Annotated in this window: 21 protein-coding genes and 1 tRNA gene; 19 read left to right on the top strand and 3 right to left on the bottom strand. The window is 48.4% G+C overall.

What is annotated here, in order from left to right:
* The first annotated feature begins 296 nt into the window (after positions 1-296).
* The 5 genes from F4V51_RS23250 to F4V51_RS23230 all read left to right on the top strand — a co-directional run bounded on the left by F4V51_RS23250 (position 297) and on the right by F4V51_RS23230 (position 4372).
* Complete coding sequence (locus F4V51_RS23250; RefSeq protein WP_153979803.1) at positions 297-1040, top strand: class I SAM-dependent methyltransferase; 744 nt, start codon at positions 297-299, stop codon at positions 1038-1040.
* 22 nt (positions 1041-1062) lie between these two features.
* Positions 1063-2049, top strand: coding sequence for an MBL fold metallo-hydrolase (locus tag F4V51_RS23245; protein WP_153979802.1), 987 nt, complete (start codon positions 1063-1065; stop codon positions 2047-2049).
* A gap of 215 nt (positions 2050-2264) precedes the next feature.
* Positions 2265-2600 carry a hypothetical protein gene (locus tag F4V51_RS23240; RefSeq protein WP_153979801.1) on the top strand — a complete coding sequence of 112 codons (336 nt, stop codon included), beginning with the start codon at positions 2265-2267 and terminating at the stop codon, positions 2598-2600.
* On the top strand, positions 2597-3637 hold the full coding sequence (locus F4V51_RS23235; RefSeq protein ID WP_153979800.1) for an FAD:protein FMN transferase: 1041 nt from the start codon (positions 2597-2599) through the stop codon (positions 3635-3637). The genes F4V51_RS23240 and F4V51_RS23235 overlap by 4 nt, the downstream gene beginning before the upstream one ends.
* A gap of 81 nt (positions 3638-3718) precedes the next feature.
* Positions 3719-4372 (top strand): ferric reductase-like transmembrane domain-containing protein, encoded by a 654-nt coding sequence (locus F4V51_RS23230; RefSeq protein WP_162009981.1) that lies wholly within the window; start codon positions 3719-3721, stop codon positions 4370-4372.
* Between the two features lie 107 nt (positions 4373-4479).
* Here the strand turns inward: F4V51_RS23230 and F4V51_RS23225 are convergent, their stop codons facing one another.
* Complete coding sequence (locus F4V51_RS23225; protein ID WP_095361378.1) at positions 4480-5046, bottom strand: phosphatidylglycerophosphatase A family protein; 567 nt, start codon at positions 5044-5046, stop codon at positions 4480-4482.
* A 195-nt stretch (positions 5047-5241) separates the two neighbouring features.
* On the opposite strand from F4V51_RS23225, the gene F4V51_RS23220 reads away from it, so the two are divergent.
* The 8 genes from F4V51_RS23220 to F4V51_RS23185 all read left to right on the top strand — a co-directional run bounded on the left by F4V51_RS23220 (position 5242) and on the right by F4V51_RS23185 (position 13452).
* Positions 5242-6297, top strand: coding sequence for a GerMN domain-containing protein (locus tag F4V51_RS23220; protein ID WP_153979798.1), 1056 nt, complete (start codon positions 5242-5244; stop codon positions 6295-6297).
* A 141-nt stretch (positions 6298-6438) separates the two neighbouring features.
* Positions 6439-7197 carry a ribonuclease PH gene (gene rph, locus F4V51_RS23215; protein ID WP_153979797.1) on the top strand — a complete coding sequence of 253 codons (759 nt, stop codon included), beginning with the start codon at positions 6439-6441 and terminating at the stop codon, positions 7195-7197.
* A gap of 1 nt (position 7198) precedes the next feature.
* On the top strand, positions 7199-7822 hold the full coding sequence (locus F4V51_RS23210) for an XTP/dITP diphosphatase (RefSeq protein WP_095293275.1): 624 nt from the start codon (positions 7199-7201) through the stop codon (positions 7820-7822).
* Between the two features lie 399 nt (positions 7823-8221).
* Positions 8222-9064: an STM4015 family protein gene (locus tag F4V51_RS23205; protein ID WP_153979796.1), complete on the top strand. Its 843-nt coding sequence runs from the start codon at positions 8222-8224 to the stop codon at positions 9062-9064.
* 3 nt (positions 9065-9067) lie between these two features.
* Complete coding sequence (locus F4V51_RS23200) at positions 9068-10357, top strand: STM4014 family protein (protein WP_153979795.1); 1290 nt, start codon at positions 9068-9070, stop codon at positions 10355-10357.
* Complete coding sequence (locus tag F4V51_RS23195; RefSeq protein WP_153979794.1) at positions 10350-11135, top strand: STM4013/SEN3800 family hydrolase; 786 nt, start codon at positions 10350-10352, stop codon at positions 11133-11135. The genes F4V51_RS23200 and F4V51_RS23195 overlap by 8 nt, the downstream gene beginning before the upstream one ends.
* A gap of 56 nt (positions 11136-11191) precedes the next feature.
* Entirely contained in the window at positions 11192-12586 is a 1395-nt protein-coding gene (locus tag F4V51_RS23190; protein WP_153979793.1) for an STM4012 family radical SAM protein, read from the top strand.
* Entirely contained in the window at positions 12583-13452 is an 870-nt protein-coding gene (locus F4V51_RS23185) for an STM4011 family radical SAM protein (RefSeq protein WP_153979792.1), read from the top strand. Before F4V51_RS23190 ends, F4V51_RS23185 begins: the two co-directional genes overlap by 4 nt.
* 146 nt (positions 13453-13598) lie before the next feature.
* Here the strand turns inward: F4V51_RS23185 and asnB are convergent, their stop codons facing one another.
* Complete coding sequence (gene asnB, locus F4V51_RS23180; protein ID WP_127539034.1) at positions 13599-15443, bottom strand: asparagine synthase (glutamine-hydrolyzing); 1845 nt, start codon at positions 15441-15443, stop codon at positions 13599-13601.
* 192 nt (positions 15444-15635) lie between these two features.
* Between asnB and F4V51_RS23175 the strand changes: the two genes are divergently transcribed.
* The 3 genes from F4V51_RS23175 (at position 15636) to F4V51_RS29320 (ending at position 16511) form a co-directional block, all read left to right on the top strand.
* Positions 15636-15935: a hypothetical protein gene (locus tag F4V51_RS23175; RefSeq protein WP_153979791.1), complete on the top strand. Its 300-nt coding sequence runs from the start codon at positions 15636-15638 to the stop codon at positions 15933-15935.
* A 20-nt stretch (positions 15936-15955) separates the two neighbouring features.
* Positions 15956-16312: a hypothetical protein gene (locus F4V51_RS23170; RefSeq protein ID WP_153979790.1), complete on the top strand. Its 357-nt coding sequence runs from the start codon at positions 15956-15958 to the stop codon at positions 16310-16312.
* A gap of 70 nt (positions 16313-16382) precedes the next feature.
* Positions 16383-16511, top strand: a complete 129-nt coding sequence (locus F4V51_RS29320) for a hypothetical protein (protein ID WP_255248063.1) — start codon at positions 16383-16385, stop codon at positions 16509-16511.
* A gap of 77 nt (positions 16512-16588) precedes the next feature.
* On the opposite strand, the gene F4V51_RS23165 is transcribed toward F4V51_RS29320, so the two are convergent.
* Positions 16589-16882 carry a magnetosome magnetite crystal formation protein family gene (locus F4V51_RS23165; protein WP_153979789.1) on the bottom strand — a complete coding sequence of 98 codons (294 nt, stop codon included), beginning with the start codon at positions 16880-16882 and terminating at the stop codon, positions 16589-16591.
* Between the two features lie 296 nt (positions 16883-17178).
* Here F4V51_RS23165 and F4V51_RS23160 point away from each other — a divergent pair.
* From F4V51_RS23160 to F4V51_RS23150, 3 genes are all read left to right on the top strand, one after another.
* Positions 17179-17252: transfer RNA gene (locus F4V51_RS23160), tRNA-Arg, on the top strand.
* Between the two features lie 365 nt (positions 17253-17617).
* A complete protein-coding gene (locus F4V51_RS23155; protein WP_153979788.1) occupies positions 17618-18391 on the top strand; it encodes a class I SAM-dependent methyltransferase in 774 nt (257 codons plus the stop codon).
* A gap of 381 nt (positions 18392-18772) precedes the next feature.
* Positions 18773-22732: a S8 family serine peptidase gene (locus F4V51_RS23150; RefSeq protein WP_153979787.1), complete on the top strand. Its 3960-nt coding sequence runs from the start codon at positions 18773-18775 to the stop codon at positions 22730-22732.
* Positions 22733-22767: the final 35 nt, after the last annotated feature.

Here is a 22767-nt window from a genome sequence, read left to right as displayed (position 1 = left end):
TACTAAATAGTCCAATGGCGATTCAAGTGTGTATGTCTCTGAATGGTTGGATTATATACCAGTCCTCAGGTAAACCTTTAGAAAAGCTTATATATAGTTAACCGGTTTGCGGGTTCATGACTATGTTTAACATTATATAGGGCGAACTCAGGCCGTTCAACGAACGGGAGCCGCTGGAAATCTTTGAGTTTGAAGAATAAAGAAGATACAATGACTACAAGCTTAGGTATGATCAGCCCTATATCAAGTACGATACAGAGAGAACAGGGCCATTGACCATGTGGAGGGCGATACGAATGACGGAATGGTATGAAGATAGCTTTGGAGAAGACTACCTTCTCGTATACAAGCACAGGGATGTGCAGGGAGCATATGAAGAAGTACATAAAATGATCAATTGGTTAAAACTTGAGCCGCAGGCACGGGTTCTGGATCTATGCTGCGGTATGGGACGCCATTCCTTGGCTCTGGCAGACGCAGGCTTCCGGGTCACCGGAATTGACCTGTCGGATGTGCTTCTGCGTGAAGCGCGGCAGATGGACACCGAGAATCGGGTGGAATGGGTTCATGCCGACATGCGTAATCTGCCGCTCCAAGGTGGATTTGATGCGGTAGTCAACCTGTTTACATCGTTCGGTTATTTTCGTGAGGATGGTGAGCAGCTCAAGGTGCTTCAGGGCATCCGTCATATGCTGAAGCCTGGCGGCAGCTACATTATTGATTTTATGAATACGGCTTACGTAACCCGTCATTTGGTTCCGCATTCCAAACGAGAGACGGAGGGGCATCGGATTGAGGAGTTTCGCCAGATCAAGGACGGATTTGTGCAGAAAGAAATTCACATTACAGATTCAGGGTCCAGTCAGAAACCCCGAATTCATGAGGAACGTGTCAAGCTATACACCCGCGAACAATTAAGTGAGCTGCTGCAGGAGGCGGGGCTTGTGGTAGATCAGGTTCATGGAGGTTATGACGAAGAGCAATATGATGAGCAGGATTCCCCGCGCATGATTTTTGTGGGTCATCGGCCTGTGGAGTAAGAACAGCAGGGAGGAGAAGCAAATGAAACGAACGGAAGCAATCAGCATGCCAGAGGGCATGCATCGGCTCCAGATCACGATGTCTTTCCCGCTGCGATGGGTGAACAGTTACGTGCTCTATGATGCTGATGGAAGGATAACCGTTGTTGATCCAGGCCCGCGCAACCAGGGAACAGAACAGGAATGGCAGGAAGCTCTAACCAATCTGGGATTGTCTTTTCAGGACATTAGTCAAATCGTGTTGACCCACCATCATCCTGATCATCTTGGCTTGTCAGGCTGGATGCAGCAGAAGTCGGGCTCTCCTGTACGCATGTCTGCCAGGTCTCGTCAAGAGGCAGATTACATGTGGGGCCCGGGTGCAACCATTGATAGGGTACTGCCTGAATACTATCGCCAACATGGAATGCCGGATGAGAAGACCGTACAAATTGCTGAACATATGAAGGGATTCGTCTCTCAGATTACCCCCTTGCCGGATGTGACGTTCATTGAAGATGGGGATTGGCTGGATATGGGCGGCAAAAGGTGGGTAGCCATCGAGACAGGTGGACATGCCCCAGGGCATCTATCCTTTTATGCACCAGAATCCAGAGAAATGTTGTGCGGCGATGCCGTACTGCCACAGATTTCGCCCAATATCAGCTTGCAGCCAGGAAGTGATAACCAGCCATTGTTTTCTTATCTTCAGGGGCTGCACCGTCTAGGAAGTTTAGATGTCGAGAAGGCATATCCGGGGCATCGAAAACCATTCAGCCACTTTACAGACCGAACCTCTCATCTGCTGGCTCATCATGAGGAGCGGCTTCAGAAGATGGATGAACATATTGCTCAGCACCCGTCGAACGGGTATGACGTTTGTGTTTCCTTGTTTGGTGATCGGTTGGGCACACATCAACTGCGCTTTGCCATGAGCGAAACGCTCGCTCATCTTCAGGAGTTGATCCGGCGCGGGCATATTGTGCAGGAACAGAGAGCGGATGAATCATTTTTTTTCAAAAAAGCATAACGGAGTTCATTCGAAAATAGGAAAAGCAAAAGCAAACATTCATAAGGCTAAGGCTCTGTAATGGGAGAATCTCTCCCGTTCAGGGCCTATTTTGTGTATATGGAATCGGAGGAAATGGAAAGCTTTAGCCTTTCTTAACGGTTCATTCATCTGCTTTTAATCCAGGGCACATAAGATAGGTGCATGAACTTCGCTAGAGAAAGTAGGGAAAAGCGATGAACAGAAAGAAACGAAATCAATGGAGAAAATGGCAAGCCTCAGCAGTTGCAACTTTAACGGTGGCTGCACTCTTTCAATATGTAAGATCCTCTGATGCCTTTGATGCTGCATATGCAGCAGCAAATGGAATAGATACCGATAGTTTACCTGCAAGTCAGTCGAATACCCGGGACGATGTGATGGATGAATGGACAGGCAGCTTTGTTCCGAATCAGGAAGAGGAGCGTGGAGACCGGAGCAGATCCTATGGCGGGAACTTCGGTCGGTCTGATGGTGAATCTGACTTCGGAACTGGCAGTGGCAGTTACCAGTCACGCACAGGTGCATCATGAGTCGCGCTTACGAGACGGCGCGTCCGTTTAAGTTCAAATTTCGTGCCATGAATACGGATGTGGAGGTTCAGCTGGTAACTGCCGGACGTGAAGAAGCTGAGCATGCAGCAGCGCTCGTAAAAAACTGGTTTGAAACTCAAGAGCAGCGCTTCAGTCGGTTTATATCCAATAGTGAATTGAATCGTCTGAACCGTTCAGTGGGATGGATGCCCGTTTCTGCTGCCATGGATGAGGTATTGAGTTTGGCATACGGATATATAGGTCAGACAGAAGGGATCTTTCAACCGGGTATTTCAAAAGCTCTTCGGCAGCAGGGATATGATGTCAGCTTCGATCAGATCGGGCAGCAGGAGCGAGGCATGACGCCCTCCCTGCAGCATACCTTAACCACGGTTGCCGCACTAATTCTGGAAGAGGAGCACGATTATTCCTGTCCAGGATGGATACACAGACAGGGCAGCCGGATGGTACGTCTGGATCCCGGGATTGAACTGGATCTGGGCGGCATTGTGAAAGGCTGGGCAACGGAACGCATTGCCGATTGGCTGCAGCGCACACTTCACATTCCTGCAGGCATGATTAATGCGGGAGGAGATATTCAGATGTGGGGTACACCTGCGTCTTCTGCATGGACTGTTTATATCAAGGATCCTATGCTGGATAAACGCAATCTGACAGGAAGCATTCAGTTAGACGCTGGGGCGGTTGCGACTTCAGGAATTGCACGAAGACAGTGGCAGCAGGCAGATGGAAGTCTGTCCCATCATTTGATTGACCCGCGGGCAATGAAGCCGGCTGATACAGATGTGGTGCAATGCACCGCTCTAGGCCAGCATGTCTCGCAATGCGAGATTATCGCGAAGACCGTCTGTATCCTCGGAAGTGCTGAAGCGATGGGTTGGCTGAACAGGCATTATGACCGGCATGATGTTTTATGGGTGACCCGGGAAGGTAAATTCTGGTTCAGAGGGGATATGGATGCACTCGAAGAGCAGTGGCCAGGCTTTGAACCGGATCACTGCTTCAGCCTTATCTAAAGATGAGTATCCTGTATCCAGTTTTTTATATTGACGCAAAGTGATGAAACGATAAGTCTATCAGATATGGGGGAGCCGGCTATGGCACAATGGATTGTTGATCATGTACCGACGTGGAATATTATTCGTATTAGCGGGATAGCCGCTTATCTGCTGCTCTTTGCTGGTGTCTTTCTGGGAATTGCCCAAGGGATGACTGCCGCCAAAGGCAAACCCAAAGCCACCATGTACCAGTGGCATACCCGGACGACCTGGCTTGCCTTTGGACTTGGTATCCTGCACGCATTAACCTTGTATATCGACCATTACAGTCCGTTTACCTGGAGTGAACTGCTTATTCCGTTTAGCGCGTCTGTACATCCGGTTGGCAGCGGACTTGGGACGTTGTCCTTTTACGCCCTGCTGATCGTGCTGCTCTCCAGTGATCTGCGTAATAAACTGGGCCGCAAATGGTGGTTTATGTTCCACATGCTGTCCTATCCTGCATTTATCGGTTTGCTGGTGCATGGCATGGTTACAGGCTCCGATTCGGGGAATGTACTGATGCGTTTAATGTATGTCTTTACCGGCTTATCCATCCTTGGTATTACGGTGCTGCGGGGGCTTCTGCGTGAACGCAAAGGACCGCAAATCACGATTGGACCGAATCGTTCACAGTCACAGCCAGCCATGGAACGGAACTGGGGCGAAGCATACGGACTCGTTGGAGCGGGGAGACAGGAAGGGTTAAAATAGGCATGATCACACCTGATGTATATACGAAAAAGAAGCGGCCCAAGGGCCGCTTTTTCCATGAGCTCGTCCTTTATAGGCATGTCTCATTTCCATATGACAAAAGGGGGTTAAACGACATCATCACTGACCGGTTTCTGGCCTAACGCTTCTTCCAGCTCCGACTGTTTGCGGTGCGCGATTCGGCTGCTTGCTGCCGAGGCTATGGCCCCGACAATATCATCCAGAAACGTATGTACAGGTCCCAGGCTTTTATCGTTCAGCCGTTCAAGTACACCAGGCTTAAGCTTGTCTACATAACCGTAATTCGTGAATCCAATGCTGCCATATACATTGACGATGGAAAAGGCAAGAATCTCATCCACGCCGTACAGCCCTTCATCATTTTCGATCATCTCCTGCAGAGGCGAAATGAGTTGACCCTGCTCTGCGAGCAGATCCAGCTGAATGCCTGTCAGAACAGCGTTCTGCACTTCCCGCTTGCGAAGAACCTTCTCCACGTTATCGATACATTCTTCCATCGTGAGATCCGGATAGTACTTTTTCTGCAATAACATGACCAGTTCTGCGATCTCTGGGATCGTGACGCCCCGCTTGTGCAGCCATTCCCTTGTAGCGTCCGCGACTTTGCGGCTGTTCAGGCTGTAAGGGATTTTTTCTTGTTCTGGATGTTCCATGGGCGATTCCTCCTCTGAAGTTAGCAATGTCCCTACACTTGATTCCTAATACGTATTAACCCGTTTTGTGTTTCTTTCTTTCAATATTGTTTTTGCTTGGTGTATCAGGGCTTGTTTAAAAAGTAGTTATTTTTTGGACGAAGGCTCGTATACATGGTAGTACAAACTGTAAAAATGATGAGGGGGAACGTGATCATGAGTAAGATCCGATATATGCGTACGGCATCAGCAGCAGCGCTGCTGAGCATTCCGATGGTGTTGTCCGGCTGCGGCATGTTTAATGCACAGTCATCCGAGGCTATCGATCCACCGCCGCCCATCCAGGAGGCAGCCATGATTCAGGCAGCCGAGGGCAATGGGACACTCGCAACCCTTCCGCTCACAACAGTCTATTTGCAGGATCAGCAGGGATTGCTCGCTCCGGTATCATTGACGCTTCCGGCAGGTTCGGACGTTAGTAGTCCGAAGACGGCCCTGGATACACTAGTAACAGGTGGTGCTTATGCAGGAATGCTACCTGAAGGATTCCAAGGCGTTCTTCCACAAGGCACGGTGGTGCAGAATGTGACCGTTCATCCGGACGACAAGCTTGCAGTCGTGGAGTTCTCAGGTAACTTTGCCAAATACGACGCCAAGGATGAGCGCAAAATGCTGGAAGCCGTCACGTGGACGCTGACTGGTACACCGGATGTGGAGAACGTGCAGATCTGGGTGGACGGCAAAAAGCTGACTCAAATGCCGGTAAACAGTACTCCGCTTCCTGAACCGCTGAATCGGGCGGTAGGTATCAATCTTGATTTGGGAGACACGTTCACCACCAACAGCAGTCCAGTCACCGTGTATTTCTCAGCTGCTTCGCCTGCGGGCATTCAATATTATGTTCCGGTTACGCGCCTGGTCACACCAGGTACGGACCGGGTGCAAGCCGCGCTCAATGAGCTGATTAAAGGGCCAGCCAAGGGTGGTGAACTGGAAGAGGTCATGACAGGCGGCACCGAACTGCAATCCGTCAAAACGGCGGAGGATGGAACCATTACGGTTGCACTCAAAGACGATATGTTCGTCGAAGGAGATGCTGTGCCAAGCGAGCTGCTGCAATCGGTCGTATTGACAACGACAGAAAATACAGCGAGCAAGGATGCCAAGGTTCAAATCGAGTGGAACGGCCAAAAAACAGTCATGGGTGATGATAACCGTGATTATAGCTCGCCGGTCTCCAAGCCCGAGTATATCAATGAAATTCCGATCTAGGATGGGGACAAAATTGGGGATGGGTAACAGAGTCTTTGGCGGATAGATGCTTTTAACAGAACTCTTTGGTAAAATAAAAAGGATTAGTAAAGTGTGACTCAGTTCAACAATTACAGGATGCTTAAGTCGTAGGAGGCAGAAATGATGAGATCTAACGGACGAACCAGCGAACAGCTGCGGCCGATGAATTTAACAATTAACACAAATAAATACGCCGAAGGTTCTGTACTGATTGAAGTCGGGGATACCAAGGTTATCTGTACCGCAACGGTGGAGGAACGCGTTCCTCCGTTCATGAAAGGTCAAGGCAAGGGATGGGTTACTGCGGAATATTCCATGCTACCCCGTGCTACACATACCCGGAACCAGCGTGAAGCGAACCGCGGGAAGCTGACTGGACGTACGATGGAAATCCAGCGTCTGATCGGCCGTGCACTTCGCTCTGTGGTGAACCTGCAGGCGCTTGGCGAGCGGACCATTACCCTGGACTGTGACGTTATTCAAGCCGATGGAGGGACGCGTACAACGTCCATTACCGGCTCGTTTGTGGCGCTGGCATTGGCTGTGAACAAAATTGCCCAGCAGCATCGCCTGCAAACCTTCCCCATCACGGATTTCATTGCAGCTGTGAGTGTAGGTGTAGTCGGAGAACAGCCTGTTCTGGATCTGAACTATGATGAAGATTCCAAGGCAAAAGTAGACATGAACCTCGTCATGACCGGTGGCGGAAAATATGTAGAGCTGCAAGGAACAGGTGAAGAAGCCCCATTCGATCGCCGGGAGCTTAATGTCATGCTGGAACTGGGTGAGCAGGGAATCCTGGAGATGATTGAGCGGCAAAAAGAAGTGCTTGGACCGATTGCGCTCAAGATCGGTGCTAGTGGATTAGGAGAAGCCTAAGATGCATCTGGACAGCCCAATCATCATTGTTGCAACCCGGAATCAGGGTAAAGTAAGAGAGTTTGCCCATGCATTTGCACCCCTTGGCAAAGAGGTCAAAAGCATGTTCGATTACCCCGAGCTTCCGGATGTCGTGGAGGACGGGGTAACCTTTGCCGAGAATGCCTGGAAGAAAGCAAAAGCGGTAGGAGATGCACTTGGTCTTCCTGTGTTGGCCGATGATTCAGGACTTTGTGTGGATCTGCTGGATGGGGAGCCGGGTGTGTATTCGGCAAGATATGCTGGCGAAGGAGCAACAGATGCCCTGAATAATGCCAAGCTGCTTGCAGCGCTGGAATCCATCAAATCCGGTGAGGATACACAACAGCCGCTGCTCAGTCCGGCACGCTTTGTATGTGCCCTGGTTCTGTATGACCCGGCAACAGGGGACAAGTTTGAAGCGGAGGGAACAGCAGAAGGCTGGATTACGAGCGAGGCTGCCGGTGGTGGCGGTTTCGGGTACGATCCTCTATTCTATGTACCTGAATACGAGATGACGATGGCTGAGCTTACGCTGGAACAAAAGCAGGCTATCAGTCATCGTGGTCATGCATTACGAGCGCTTGTATCCCGGCTTGAAGGCTGAATCCTGGTTAACCGGAAATCTTATGAATCAGGTATAACAACCTGAACAACCTATGAAGGCGTTAATGGAAGGAGTATCATTCCCGAGGATTGTGGAATGGACTCCGGCTATTAACGCCTTTTTTGATATTACCAAGAAGGGCGCAGAATCGAAGTATATAGAACCAAGATAACCATTGGTGATCTTAATTTATATCCACCTATATACCTAACCGGAATCACCCTTTTGAAACAAATCGAAAAAGAACATACGTTCCCTTTCCTAGTTAATGATGTATAGCCATTTCGTGTTTGAGAATCATCATGGGACCGGAGTTGGAAGAAGTTGCAAGCCTCATGCAGGATGGGGTAACATTCGAATTAACGAATCAAGAATGAACTCAATCGGAGGGATTAATCAATGCAGGAAGTGAAGCTAACGGTATCTTTCGATGACTATGAGAACGGTATCCGTATGGAGAATTTGATCAGGGAATTGGCTGCCAACCCCGAAGCGGGTACACTGGAAAGTCTGGTTATCGGAGATTGGGGACAAGCTTACGAGAGTTCTCCGGACGAATTCATGAATGTTCTTATTGAATTGGCGCCAAGTTTTCGGTCATTAAAAAAGCTGTTCATTGGAGATATGGGCTTTGAAGAGTGTGAAGTTTCCTGGATTATTCAGACTGATCTGACCCCGCTTCTAAAGGCTTTTCCAGAACTGAAGTCCTTTACGGTAAAAGGCAGTAGCGGATTAAGCCTTGAACCCTTGCAACATGCCAAGCTTGAAGAGCTGGTCATTATCTGTGGTGGACTGCCTCAGGAGGTACTCTCTTCCATTACCAATGCTCAATTGCCTGAGCTGCGCAAGCTCGAATTGTACCTGGGTGTAGATGATTATGGCTTCGACGGTTCACTTGAAGATGTGCTTCCGCTGCTGGAACAGGGACGATTCCCCAAGCTGGTGTACCTTGGCCTGAAAGACAGTGAAATTCAGGATGACATCGCCAAAGCCGTGGCACAGGCACCCATTGTTGATCAACTCGAAGTACTGGACCTTTCCCAAGGCACATTGTCGGATGAAGGGGCTGAGGCTCTGCTTGCCAGCGACAAGATTAAGAAGTTGAAGCATCTCGATCTCAGCTACCACTACATGACAGACGAAATGCTCATTCGCTGGAAACGTTCAGGCTTATCCGTTGATGTCAGCGATCAGCAGCAGAGTGATGAAGATGACTGGCGTTATCCGTCATTAACGGAATAAGAGATGTCAGGCGTTACAGCGAACCAGACAGATCAGAGACGACAACCCCAATCCCAGAGCAATGAGCGGCACATAGAACGGCCGTTTTGGTTGATCGGAAACCCGGATAATCGCAGAACCAAAGGCCTGCAGCAGGCGAGGCTGGAATGTGGCTTGAGCCCTGCTAAAGTGATCCCCTATGCCGACGTGCTCAAGACCTGGAGACAGGGTGGATCCTTGGCCGATGTGGTCAATCCAGGTTTACAACGCAAGGCTACAGCGGAAGTGGCACCCCTGATTCGAATGGATGCACCGGGAGAGCAATGGGATGTGGAGCGTGAATTGTTATCTCTTGGGGCGAAGGATGGCGACCCCAACACTGAATCATTAAGCAGAGAGTCGTTTACAGCAGAGGAGGCGCTTGAGCTGCGGCAGGATTGGGGGCGCATCTATGCACCTGCCCAGTGGTTTAATGGCTGGAAAGGCTGTCTGAAGCGAATTGGAAGGGAAGCGGGTGAATTGTGGCCTTCTGCCAGATTCCTGAATGATCCAGAAGATATTGCTACCATGTTTGACAAAAGGAAGTGCCAACAGCATTTATCGGCTCACAGAGTTGATGTTCCTCCCGTTCTCCAGTCTCCGGAGCAAATATTGAGCTATTCGGAACTGCGCGCGGCCATGCAGGCTTCAGGCATGTACCGGGTATTTGTTAAGCTTGCCTGTGGCTCGGCGGCATCTGGTGTTGTTGCTTATCAGATTAACCCGCGAACGGGTGCTGAGATTGCTGTTACCACTGTGGGGATGGCAGTGGTTAAGGGCAGGCCGATTTTCTACAACGAAGGCCGCATGCAGAGGTATACCCGCAATGAGGAAATTAAGACTCTGCTGGACTGGTTATGTGCAGAAGGGGCTCAAATTGAACGGTGGATGGCCAAGGCATCATATGGCTCGCGTGTATTTGATATTCGTCAGCTTGTGGCTGGCGGTCATGCAGGTCATGCCATTGTGAGGCTAAGCCAGACGCCTATAACGAATTTGCATTTACGCAACGAGCGGATGCTGCCCGAGGAAGCGGGCGTGGACGGCTATAGGCTGGGTCTGGTCCAAACCGCTGCCCAAACAGCGATGGCTGCATTTCCGAATTCATGGTCTGCAGGCATTGATGTCATGCTCAGCGGTGGGGATAACCCACGTACCTATGTTCTGGATGTAAATCCGTTCGGTGATCTGCTGTACCACGTACAGCACAACGGACTTGGAACATATGAGTGGGAGATGGACATTCTGCGAAAGGAGCCTTACGAACATGCCTGATATGAACACCATTGTTGGCTCCCATGATCTATTAATGATTACTCTGGATACGTTAAGATATGACGTAGCGAAGCAGGAGGAAGCGAATTGTCCCAATCTGTGCGGATCAGGCCCCTGGGAGAAACGCCATACCCCAGGAAGTTTTACATATGCAGCACATCATGCCTTTTTTGGTGGTTTCATGCCTACGCCCGCCAATACGGACAAGGCCTCGCATGTCCGGCTGTTTCATTCCCGTAATACCGGATTGAAGACTCATCCGCATACGTGGCTGTTTGATACACCGGATATCGTATCTGGTTTGGCAGAGGAAGGATACCGCACAATTTGTATCGGTGGAGTCATATTTTTTACGAAAAAAAATCCGCTGGCCAAAGTGCTGCCGGGCTACTTTCAGCAGAGTTATTGGCGAATGACCTTTGGGGTTACCAATCCTCGCTCGACAGAGCATCAGGTCCAGCACGCATTGAAGCTGCTTGAACAGATACCACAGGATGAGAAAGTATTTCTATTTTTGAATGTGTCGGCCATTCATGGTCCCAATCGCTATTTTGTGGAAGGGGCAAGGGAGGACTCTGTTGAGACTCAACGGGCTGCCCTTCGGTATGTGGATCAGGCGCTGGGGCCGTTGTTTGATGCCATGCGGGGACGTACGCGGCCAACGTTCTGTCTTGCATTTTCGGATCATGGAACAGCTTATGGCGAAGATGGGTATCAGGGACACAGACTGGCGCATGAGGTTGTCTGGAATGTACCTTATCGTGAATTTGTTTTATAGCATGCATTGCAACCATTTTATTGTGAGTGAAAACAACCGGAGACAGGAGGAAACCGATGAGCAATCCGTCTGAGTTTACAACAACAGGTCATTCCGCAGCGTCCGGATCCAATAGAGCTACAGGTCTTAGGGAAGTACTGACTTTACCTTATCGTTCTTATCTATACTCTTATCCGCATAAGACGGCATATCGGAAATTGGACCCGCCGCTGCCCTTGGGAACTTTGTGGGAACGCGAGAATACTGACACTTATTTTTTATATATGCATATTCCTTTTTGCGCTGCCCGCTGCGGATTCTGCAATCTGTTCACTTTGCCTGACCGGCGTGACGATACACATGAACGTTATGTGGATGCACTGGAACGCCAGGCGAAGCAATGGGCTCCCCTAACCTCACGCAGACCGTATTCCAGGTTTGCCATTGGTGGCGGGACGCCAACCTTATTGAATGAGGTTCAGTTAAACCGATTGTTTGACATTGCCGAACATGTGATGGGACTTGATCCCGCCCATGCTTCCATCTCAATAGAAACCTCTCCTGACACCGTGACGGAAGGCAAGCTTGCGTTACTGAAGGAACGCAGCGTGGACCGCGTCAGTATGGGGATCCAGAGCTTTATTGAAGCGGAGGCTGCCGCAATCTATCGCCCGCAGAAACCACAGGAAGTAGAGCGCGCACTGGAGAAGCTTACGCGGTACGACTTTCCTTTGCTGAACCTGGATTTGATCTATGGTCTTCCCGGCCAAACGGTGGAGTCGTGGTTGTATTCCCTTGAACGTGTCCTCTCTTATGAGCCGGGAGAGATTTTCATTTATCCGCTGTACACCCGCGAGAATACAATCGTGAAGCCGGAGGATATTCAGCGTCAAGGGCCGGATATTCGCATGGAGCTATACACTGCGGCAAGAGAAACCTTAAAAAGCAGGGGATATGTTCAGTATTCCATGCGGAGATTTGCAAAAGAGTCATCCTCACATGCAAGCAAAGAGCTGCTGCCGTACAGCTGCCAGGAGGAAGGCATGGTTGGTCTTGGATGCGGTGCCCGTTCCTATACCAGCGAAGTACATTATGCATCGAAATATGGTGTGAGCTATAAGGCTACCCAGAGCATCATCGCCGATTATGTGGCTGCCGAGCGATATGATGCTGCCGATTATGGCATTGTGCTGAGCAGGGAAGAGCAGAAACGCAGATTTATTTTAAAAGCACTGCTGCACCGGGAAGGTCTGACTTTGGATGATTATCTTCAGCGGTTCAGAAGTGAAGTTATGACGGATTACGCCTGGCTCTCAGAACTGCTGACAGAGGGAATGGCTGTAATTGAGCAGGAGAATGAACATCAGGTGCTGCGTTTAACCGAAGAAGGTCTGGGATATTCCGATGCTATTGGAGATTGGTTAATATCTGCCGAGATTCGCGAGCAAATGGAAGGGTTTGTGTTCTCATGAGAGCAACCTTGTATTATCGGGGGAAGCTGTCGTCCTGTAATTATGATTGTCCCTATTGTCCGTTTAGCAAAACTGTGGATTCCAAGGAGACGCTGGAAACAGACGAACAACAATTACGTCAGTTCGTGGATTGGGTGAAGGCTCAGGAAGAGGTGGGACACGAATTGTCCATTTTCTTCAATCCATATGGCGAGGCGCTGGTACGGCGCTGGTACAGGGAAGCCATGGTGGAATTGTCACATATGCGCCACATCCATAAAATTGCTGTGCAGACCAACCTTTCCGTGAAGTTGGATTGGGCCCGTGAATTGAATTCCAAGACAGCTGCGTTCTGGGCAACCTATCATCCTCGTGAGACCAAGGAATCTTCTTTTATTAAACAATGCCTTACTTTGCGTGAAATGGGTCTTGAATTCAGCGTGGGCACGGTGGGCCTCCGCAGTGCATTTCCTGCCATTCAGTCCATGAGAGAGTCGCTGCCGGACGATATCTACATGTGGATCAATGCCTTTAAGGATAAGCCTAATTATTACGAGCCGGAAGAGGTTGCCTATTTGCGGTCGATCGATCCGCTGTTTGAGGGGAACTTACGGGATTATGAGAGTTATGGCAAAGGCTGTGCGGCAGGCTCGGAAGTGTTTTATGTGCAGGGTTCGGGGCATGTAAAAAGATGTTATAAGGATCGCCGGATTATTGGCCATTTGTACCGTGACGGGTTGGAAAAGCTGTCTGCGGATCGGCCCTGCAGGATGAAAAAGTGCGGCTGTTATATTGGATACGTTCATATGACGGACTCTCCATTCAGGGAGATTTATGGCCGTGGCTTGCTTGAACGAAACCCGGAATCCGCTGTGATGACTCGATGATTCCCTTATGTAAGGTCGAGATCATGAATGCTTCTTCTGATTAATACTTTTAGCTAAACTAAGACATGATAATAAATATAGAGGGGTGCCCAGGTGAATGCATAAATGCTATTTACCAGGCACCCCTCTTTTTAAACTACATTCTGTTAACGAATGGCAACCTTATATGTGCGCAACCAGGAATTAATCTGTGTCAAGTAAGCAAACAGCTGTGGACCGGACATGAGCTGCCCAAACCAGGGCAGATTAGACGAAGCATCAGGTGAAGATGCCAGCTTGCGAATCTGGGCCTTGTCAATCAAAGGCAGAATTGGCGAAGATGCATCATCAAGGATATCCAGCACCTGCTGCTTGACGGCCGCCAAATATTCCGGATTATGTGTTTTGGGATAAGGACTCTTTTTACGATATAAAACATCATCAGGCAATACACCCTCTAACGCTTTTCTGAGGATTCCCTTCTCACGGCCGCCCGTTATTTTCATTTCCCAGGGAATGTTAAATACATATTGAATCAGGCGATGATCGCAGTAAGGAACTCGAACCTCGAGCCCTGCCCCCATACTCATCCGGTCCTTCCGATCAAGCAGGGTAGGCATGAAGCGGGTGATGTTCAAATAGGACATGACACGCATTTGTGCTGCCTTTCCGGTCTCCCCATCCAGCAAAGGAACCTCAGCCACAGCATCCGAATAACGGTCGGCAAGATAGTCCAGCGGTCTGATCCACTCCCGAATGTCTGCAGATAATAAACCTGCGCGCATGTCAGGTGCTACCGACCAAGGGAACGTTCCCGAATTCAGCATCTCGTCCCGATGGAACCAGGGATACCCTCCAAACACTTCATCGGCTGCCTCCCCCGAGATGGCGACGGTAGCCCCTTTCTTGATTTCCTTACAGAACAAATAGAGAGAAGAATCCACATCCGCCATCCCGGGCAAATCCCGAACTAACATGGCCTGATTCAAGGCATGAACCAACTCTCCATTCTCAATCTCGATCCAGTGATGATCTGTCTTCAGTTCATCCACCATACGCTGGATCCAGGGGCCGTCTGCACCAGGCTGGAACGAGTGCGCCTGAAAGTGCTTGGCATTATCCACGTAGTCGACAGAATACGTACTGACTTGACCTTGACCCGTGCGGTTGTAATAGTCTACGGCCAGGGCAGACAGAGCACTGGAGTCGAGTCCCCCTGACAGAAGGGAGCAGACTGGAACATCGGAAGCGAGCTGACGCTCAAGCGTATCCTGCAGCAGACGCCGTACCTCGGCGGCAGTCTCATCCAGATCATGCTCATGAGGCTGGCTTTCCAGCTTCCAGTATGCGTAGGTTCGTATTCCATTCCGGTTGAAGATGAGCGCATGTGCTGGTTTGAGTTCATTCAACGAGGAATAGACACCGTGTCCAGGCGTCCTGGCTGGACCTACGATAAATACTTCTGCCAAGCCCTCGGGACCCACAGCAGCTTCGACATCGGGGTGAAGCAAAAGGGATTTGGGTTCGGAGCCGAACACGAGAGCGTCTTTTGCGTTGCTGTAAAACAATGGTTTGACGCCAAGGCGGTCACGTGCCATGAAGACCTGTTCGCGTCCTCCATCCCAGATGGCAAAAGCAAAAATGCCATTAAAACGGTCTACACATGCCGGTCCCCATTCGATATAAGAGGCGAGCAAAACTTCCGTATCACATTGCGTACGGAAATGGTGCCCCCGTTGAAGCAGCTCTTTTTTCAATTCGGGTGCATTGTATAGTTCTCCGTTATACACGACGGTATAGGAGGTGTCTCCCTGTAACGCATGCATGGGCTGAGCCCCGTTCTCCGGGTCCATTACGCTGAGCCGGCGATGTCCAAATGCACAAGGATTGGAGATCCATGTACCTGAAGCGTCGGGCCCCCGGTTCGACAAACTGTCCGTCATTCGGAGCAGCAGTTCCGATTCCTGGGTCAAATCCCGATTCCACTGTATGAAGCCGGTTATACCGCACATGGTTGTTCATCCTTTCTTAGTCGATTCGTTGATCCTGTAGAGTGTTGCATGGCATGGAGCCAGCGAATATTGTCTTTTTCGTCAGAAGTCGTAACAAATATATGCCGAAAGCAGGCATAAAATGTCTGTCCTCTTCGGAAACTATATCTAGGAACAACGGCCTCAGCATGCCTGTGAAGGAGAGAATGGACTGTGGACAAAACAACCTATTATGTTTCTGTGGGTGGACGTTCCGTTTTGCAGGATCAGCACGCAGCTGCTTATGAATGGGTTATTCAGGCGACACCTCACGAAGTAGATCATTTAGTGGGACTCCTCAACCTGATGCAGGAAAAAGAGGAAGAGGCCTTTCCAGGAATGGTATTCCCGTGGCCGGATACACCTGAAGAATCGGTGAATCGGGCATATGAAGCTGCTATACAGCAGGTGTATCAAGAGATTTACCGTTTGGGGACACCTGAGACAAGACGAGAGATCGAACAAAGTACATGAAATGATAAGGAGCGATAACAATGTATGCAATTCAGGATGCCAAGATCCGTAGATTAACCGAAGTGGATGGGTTGTCTTGTGCTGAAGTGGAGGTACAACCAGCGAACGCAGGAGATCCTTCTTTATTAGTATATGTAGCAGCAACTCAGCCTGGAAGCACATTGGAAGTGGTAAGGATTGTACGTAACCATTCGGATGCTGTTCTGGATTGGTACAACAACAATATGCACACTGCCTTTGAGGATGCAACAGAGACAGCGTTTCAGAACAGTGAAGGTGTAACCGCAGGAGAGGATAAAGCCCGATTCCAAAGTGAATTGTTTGCGTTTGGCCTGCTCGGTTCAACCCTTAAACGCTACTTAGTTGGTCAGGCGTAATTATCTTCCAGCACGGATAATGGAGCTTACCCGGAGCATACTACAACCAAGTTCCGGGGAGGTGATAGCAATGGCTTCCAAGTTCAAGAAAAACAAAGGAAACCTTTACGCGCATCATACCGAGTTTGCCGGGGAAGTGCTCGCCGTTAACAGCAAGCGTCCTACGCTTAGAAATCCATGGCGTAAGGGAAACAAGTAACCGGAATGAAGAACCCGCCGTTTTTTTGGAAACGGCGGGTTTCTGCATGTAATCTGATGGTAAGGACGGTGTAGAAGTCACGCATACTCACGAAGGACTTGAATCCCTTTGACGATATTGTAAATAAAGCTTAATCCATAAATCACAAAGAACAGAATGACATACCCGATGGCGCCACCGATGCTCTGGGAGGTAACGAAGAAATAAAAGAGGGGAATGGCAGCGAGAAACGGGAAAATGTGTGAAAACAAGGCCCGTTTGGCATGTCCCTCAATATAATTGTCCCGCGCAACAATCCAAATGATAATCGGGAACAGAAAAGGAGCGAAGAAAATACTGAAATAGGATAAGGCGGACAAAAGCTGTCTCATAATAATTCTCTCCTTCTTGGAATGAATTCAGATGTAAAGGTATGTATGCAAAAGATTACCCAGCCACGCTGACAATGAATAGTCTATGTTCCGTAGGGTGTATATGGGGTAAACCCTGCCTTCAACAATATTGCCTGCGAATCCGGATCATATTCGATCAGTTGAGCAGCGTATGAAAATTATACGTAAATGTATGTAACAGGATGCAACTTATTAATTTTTTTATAAAAGTATTGAAAAATATAGAAAACCGAGTATAATAGAAATCGCGCCAAAAATTTTATTTATACATATTTGTCTCAGTAGCTCAGCAGGATAGAGCAACGGCCTTCTAAGCCGTCGGTCGGGGGTTCGAATCCCTCCTGGGACGTTCAAGAAAGCTTCCTATGGGAAGCTTTTTTTACGTACAGGGGATGAGAACCCCATGGTTCGTCGGAGGATAAGCATCGAGAGGATTACTTCGCAGTCTCGACTGGAAGGGGAGTATCCCTCCTGGGACGTTCAAGAAAGCTTCCTATGGGAAGCTTTTTTACGTACAGGGGATGAGACACCCCATGGTTCGTCGGAGGATAAGGATCGAGAGGATTACTTCGCAGTCTCGACTGCAAGGGGAGTGTCACTCCTGGATAGAACTATATAGGCTTTACCTATTAGTTGGATAGAAATTATATATTTTGATAATAAGTCTGGATATGCCACAATAAACTTATCATTACGAAAGCGACGGTGGTCTCGATGAAATCAATCAATCAATGGCAGGCAGAGGAGTACGATCACAAATTAGCCTTTGTATCGGGATACGGAAAAAGTTTAATTTCATGGCTTCAACCTAAGAAAGGCGAACGGATTCTCGATTTAGGCTGTGGGACGGGTGATTTGACAAACGAGATTGCCATGTCTCAAGCAGAGGTGGTTGGCATGGATGCCTCTCCGGAAATGATTCAGCGGGCGAGAGAGAAGTTCCCTGAAATCACATTCGTGGAAGGGGACGGACACCGATTCGAGGTGAGCATACCTTATGATGCAATCTTCTCCAACGCGGCATTGCACTGGATGAAGTCTCCTGAACTTGTCGTAGAAAGCATATGGAATGCACTAAAGCCTGGCGGACGCCTGGTCGTGGAGTTTGGAGGAAAGGGTAACGTTCAGACCATAGTAACTGCACTAGAGACAGTGCTCGAACAAAAAACAGGAATTCATGCTGCAGATCGCAATCCCTGGTACTTTCCGACAATCGGTGAGTACAGCTCCCTCTTGGAAGAGAAGGGATTCCTGGTCCGGCAGGCCTATCATTACGATCGCCCTACCCAGCTTCAAGATGGGGAAAAGGGTATTGAGGGCTGGTTAGCTCATTTTGGAGGGGACTATTTTGCTGGTCTAACCAAGGAACAAATGGAGGGTATTTGCCTTGAAACGAGTAAAATAGTAGTACCCAAGCTCTGGAAAGAAGATGCCGTCTATGCGGATTATAAGCGTTTGCGAGTGGAGGCGGTTAAACCTCATAAGTAATATAAATGTATCATTTTCTTTGTTAAATGAAATTTGAAAGGTCATCACTCTTTAAAGTCTGTATCTTGCTGGGATCATGATTCTCATGCTTCAATGAGGATTGTGGTCTTTTTTCCTATGAACTATTTCAAGATTCAATATCTTTATCGACAAATAAATACAATTTCGATATTTTCCTCTTACTCAAGAACCATATAAGTAATTTTTATATCATATCTGTAATTTTTTAGAAGGGAAATCTGATGATTTAGTAGAATAATTTACCATGGGTCAAACTTCTTGCGGAAGGGATGGTGACATTATACAAGTATTGCAGTACTTGTTCGGACAAGACCCCAGTGATTGGTGAGGTATTCATATTTAAGAAGGAGGGGCATCGCCTTGAATAAACGATTAATATCCATGCTATTAAGTGTCCTTATGATTTTTTCCATCATCATGCCTGCGGCTGGAGCCGCTCCAGCAGAAGTACAGCTTGACAGGAATTTGCCTTCCAAGGCTGAAGCCCAGCAGTGGAGAGAGATTCTCGACCAGCGGGAAGAGAAACTTGCCGCAGAACCTTTTTTGGATCAGAGGCTGGAAGGCCTAGGTGGAGAGAAAACAAGAGTAATCGTTGAACTCTCAAACAAACCCGTAGCTGTAGCGCAAGGTGAATCAACCCTCTCAGGAAAGTCATTTACCTCCTCTATGGAAACAAATGCTGTGACGAAGGTCGAACAACAACAACAGTCATTTGTACATAGCCTCACTCAGAACAAAATCAATCACGAAGTATTGGAAAAGTACGCATACGCCCTGAATGGTGTAGCCATTGAAGTGAATGGAAGCCAAATGGGACAGTTGCTTCGCATACCAGGTGTGGTCAGTGTGTATCCTGACCTTGAAATCGCGTTAACGCCAGAGAATGATGAAGTTAATCCCTATATGAAGGATACAGCTCCGTTTATCGGTGCCCCGGAAGTATGGGATTTGGGTTACAAAGGAAATGGTATCAAAGTCGGCGTTATTGATACAGGGATTGACTACGAGCACCCTAATCTGACAGAAGGTTATAAGGGTGGATGGGATTTTGTGGATAACGATGAAGATCCTTATGAAGCAACAAGAGAAGAGTGGAAGGTGTCTGGAGAGCCCGAGTTTAATGAAAGAGGCAGTTCCTACTATACATCCCACGGTACTCACGTTGCAGGAACGATTGCTGCTCGTGAAGCAGGAGATTATGGGGTTATTGGTATTGCTCCTGAAGCCGAAATCTATGCTTACCGCGTATTAGGGCCTTATGGCAGCGGACAAACCGCTTGGGTCTTGGGCGGAATTGATCGCTCGGTCAAAGACGGTATGGACATCATCAATCTCTCTCTGGGGAATTTAGCCAATGATCCAAGTTACATTACTTCGGTTGCCCTCAATAATGCCATGCTGTCAGGTGTGACTGCAGTGGTCGCAAGTGGTAATGAAGGCCCGAACCGTTACACCCTAGGTTCTCCGGGAGCATCGGCTATGGCAATCACGGTCGGTAACTCTACGGGCCCTAGTCAGATGATTACAGCCGACACACATTTTTGGATCGGTGAGGAAGGTGAAGGTACACTACCTGAAGAATTGCCTGCACCTGAGGTTGAGCAATCACCTGAACTGGGAGTAGCACCAGGAGCTGAAGCTCCAGAAAATCCAGAGCAAGACATTCCTGCTAGCACACCAGATGCAGAAGAGCCAACCGTTGAAAAGCCTGAATCGGCAGGCGAGGATACGCTGCCACAAGGAGAGCAAGCAGAGACTACATTGGAAACAGAACAAAATACAACTACTCCTAGTACGGAAGAAGTGGCACCTGCGGAAGAGGAGGAAGTCGCAGCACCAACTGAAACGGACACCACTCCACTAACCGTTACAGAATCAGTCTATCGCCTGGATGTGATGGGCTGGAATCTAGCGGAGGATCCGGAAACGGTATTGAATGGACAATACGATTTGGTGTACGCCGGCTTGGGCAAACCAACCGATTTTGAAGGAAAAGATATGAACGGCAAGGTTGCTTTCATTCAGCGCGGGGAGCTGGCTTTCGTTGATAAGATTGCCAATGCCAAAGCGGCTGGGGCGATTGCGGTTATTGTTTACAATAACATTCCTGGGCCAATTGGCGTTAGTTTGGGGGATGATTTTGAATTTATCCCTACCCTAAGCATGAGCAAGGAAGATGGAGAAGCTATCAAAGCTCAGCTCGATGCTGGTCAAGACGTTGAAGTCAGCTTCAGTGATTTCGTCAAAGACATGACAGAGGGAGATGAGATGAACTCATCAAGTTCCCGAGGACCAGCCAAGGTAACACTGGACATTAAACCTGACATTGTTGCACCAGGAACCAGCATCTTGTCAACCATTCCTGCGTATGGCAAGGATGAGCCGGGAGCAAATTACGATCAAGCGTATGGACGTAAATCAGGAACAAGCATGGCGACTCCGCATGTAGCCGGGCTGATTGCGTTGCTGATCGAAAAACATCCGGATTGGACCCCTTTTGATATCAAAGTTGCCCTTATGAACAATGCCAAAGTTCTGAATACAGAGAACTATGATGTGTTCGATCAAGGTGCTGGACGTATACAGGCAACGGAGACGATTGATCCTGAGACTTTCGTTAAAGTCATGGATGTGACGAAATATACTGAAAACGGCGTGGCAGTAGAAAAAGAAAACATTACAGGCAGTGTTAATTTCGGCAACTTTCTGAGTACAGACGAAAAAACGGTCAGCAAAACGCTCAAGGTTCAGTCATTAAAAGGGGCAGGCGGGGAATATTCTGTATCCGTTAATCCTACTCGCACCATTAATGATGTCTCGGTTTCCGTTGATAAGACGTCCTTTGAATTGAATGGAGAAGAAGAGGTAACGGTGACGATTACGGTTCCAAAAGGCGTGACTACTGTTGGAGAAGCCCAAGGGTATCTTCAGTTCAGTCATGGAGCGAAAACGTACAGCTTACCATACGTGGCTCACTTCAATGTTACAGAGGCCGGTGTTAAATACATTGAAACGAAGTATGGTAATGAAACGAATCCATTCCATTATCCTTTAAAAGCTGACGGCACACTGGATACGTTAAATGTAGCGATGGAGTTCCACAATCCAATGAACTTTGCACTTATAGAAATTTTTGATGGTCTTAACCCGGATGGTGGTTTTTATCAGGATGGGTACATTGGAAGTATCTTTGGAAATTACTACAATTTTAATGCCAATACCCGATATAACCTGGCTTGGACCGGAAATTACTTGGATTATGAAACAGAAGAAGCAACGAAAATACCGGATGGTTTGTACACCGTTGATATCACAGCTTTAGGTACAGACGGAAAAACCTATGTAGAAGATACTCCTCCATTTTTGGTGAAAACAGAAGCACCAGTGGTAACCGCTCCAGAAAAGCTGGAATTTAAAAACGATGAGTCTGCAGTTATTAATGGAAACGTGGAAGACTTGTACTTCGTTGTCGCTCCTGCGCTCCAAGAAGGGTGGAACATTGAGTTTGACCCTGCAGCATCCCTCGAAGCATCGTATGTTGTGAAAGAAGAGGATGATTCGATCGTTAAAGAGGGTGACTTTGAAATACAACAGGATGGTAGCTTTGGTCTTGCTTTAGAGGACATTGAATCCGGCGAATATGTCGTTGAACTGACGGTGAAGGACCAGCAGGGGCTTTCAGGTACAGCCAACACTTTGTTGAGCTTGGAATCTTCGGAGCCTGAACCGGAGACTCCGGCAACCAAAGCACCTGGCACTCCTGTACTTTCTCACAATAATGGACATGCTAATGGTCTGCTCGAAGGCTCCTATACCGTGAGCATGAACTTATGGTGGGGCGAAAATGCGACCAGCTATAAACTTTATGAAGACGGAGTATTGATTGACACGCAGAAGTTGACATACAATGCGCCTATGGCACAGTTTGCTCAGACGAAGATTACAGGAAAAACAAACGGGACTTATACGTATGTAGCTGAGCTAACGAATGACAAGGGAACAACACGAAGTCAAACGCTAACTGTGAGGGTTACCAATGCATCTCCTGGTAAGGCAGTGCTTTCTCAGGACAATTGGGATGGCGATGGTAATTATAAGGTCACCATGAACTTATGGTGGGGAACCAACGCTACGGAGTACCGCCTTTACGAAAATGATCAGTTAATTGATACCCAAGCACTCAATGCGGCTACACCTTATGCGCAAAGTGCGGTCAGTACAATTTCTGGACGATCTTCGGGCACGTATAAGTATCGTGCCGAGTTAAGTAACTCAGCTGGTACTACCAGTACCGAAACGATTACTGTAAAGGTCAAGTAAGTCCAATTATAAGATCCATGTAAGATAGCAAGCCT

This window comes from Paenibacillus xylanilyticus, from assembly GCF_009664365.1.
GTDB lineage: Bacteria > Bacillota > Bacilli > Paenibacillales > Paenibacillaceae > Paenibacillus > Paenibacillus xylanilyticus_A.
The sequence above is the reverse complement of the archived record's forward strand: the minus strand, read 5'-3'. Positions and strand labels throughout refer to the sequence as shown.

Coding starts and splice junctions, on each gene's coding strand:
- F4V51_RS23250 (WP_153979803.1), top strand. CDS start 297: ATGACGGAATGGTATGAAGATAGCTTTGGAGAAGACTACCTTCTCGTA.
- F4V51_RS23245 (WP_153979802.1), top strand. CDS start 1,063: ATGAAACGAACGGAAGCAATCAGCATGCCAGAGGGCATGCATCGGCTC.
- F4V51_RS23240 (WP_153979801.1), top strand. CDS start 2,265: ATGAACAGAAAGAAACGAAATCAATGGAGAAAATGGCAAGCCTCAGCA.
- F4V51_RS23235 (WP_153979800.1), top strand. CDS start 2,597: ATGAGTCGCGCTTACGAGACGGCGCGTCCGTTTAAGTTCAAATTTCGT.
- F4V51_RS23230 (WP_162009981.1), top strand. CDS start 3,719: ATGGCACAATGGATTGTTGATCATGTACCGACGTGGAATATTATTCGT.
- F4V51_RS23225 (WP_095361378.1), bottom strand. CDS start 5,046: ATGGAACATCCAGAACAAGAAAAAATCCCTTACAGCCTGAACAGCCGC.
- F4V51_RS23220 (WP_153979798.1), top strand. CDS start 5,242: ATGAGTAAGATCCGATATATGCGTACGGCATCAGCAGCAGCGCTGCTG.
- rph (WP_153979797.1), top strand. CDS start 6,439: ATGATGAGATCTAACGGACGAACCAGCGAACAGCTGCGGCCGATGAAT.
- F4V51_RS23210 (WP_095293275.1), top strand. CDS start 7,199: ATGCATCTGGACAGCCCAATCATCATTGTTGCAACCCGGAATCAGGGT.
- F4V51_RS23205 (WP_153979796.1), top strand. CDS start 8,222: ATGCAGGAAGTGAAGCTAACGGTATCTTTCGATGACTATGAGAACGGT.
- F4V51_RS23200 (WP_153979795.1), top strand. CDS start 9,068: ATGTCAGGCGTTACAGCGAACCAGACAGATCAGAGACGACAACCCCAA.
- F4V51_RS23195 (WP_153979794.1), top strand. CDS start 10,350: ATGCCTGATATGAACACCATTGTTGGCTCCCATGATCTATTAATGATT.
- F4V51_RS23190 (WP_153979793.1), top strand. CDS start 11,192: ATGAGCAATCCGTCTGAGTTTACAACAACAGGTCATTCCGCAGCGTCC.
- F4V51_RS23185 (WP_153979792.1), top strand. CDS start 12,583: ATGAGAGCAACCTTGTATTATCGGGGGAAGCTGTCGTCCTGTAATTAT.
- asnB (WP_127539034.1), bottom strand. CDS start 15,443: ATGTGCGGTATAACCGGCTTCATACAGTGGAATCGGGATTTGACCCAG.
- F4V51_RS23170 (WP_153979790.1), top strand. CDS start 15,956: ATGTATGCAATTCAGGATGCCAAGATCCGTAGATTAACCGAAGTGGAT.
- F4V51_RS29320 (WP_255248063.1), top strand. CDS start 16,383: ATGGCTTCCAAGTTCAAGAAAAACAAAGGAAACCTTTACGCGCATCAT.
- F4V51_RS23165 (WP_153979789.1), bottom strand. CDS start 16,882: ATGAGACAGCTTTTGTCCGCCTTATCCTATTTCAGTATTTTCTTCGCT.
- F4V51_RS23155 (WP_153979788.1), top strand. CDS start 17,618: ATGAAATCAATCAATCAATGGCAGGCAGAGGAGTACGATCACAAATTA.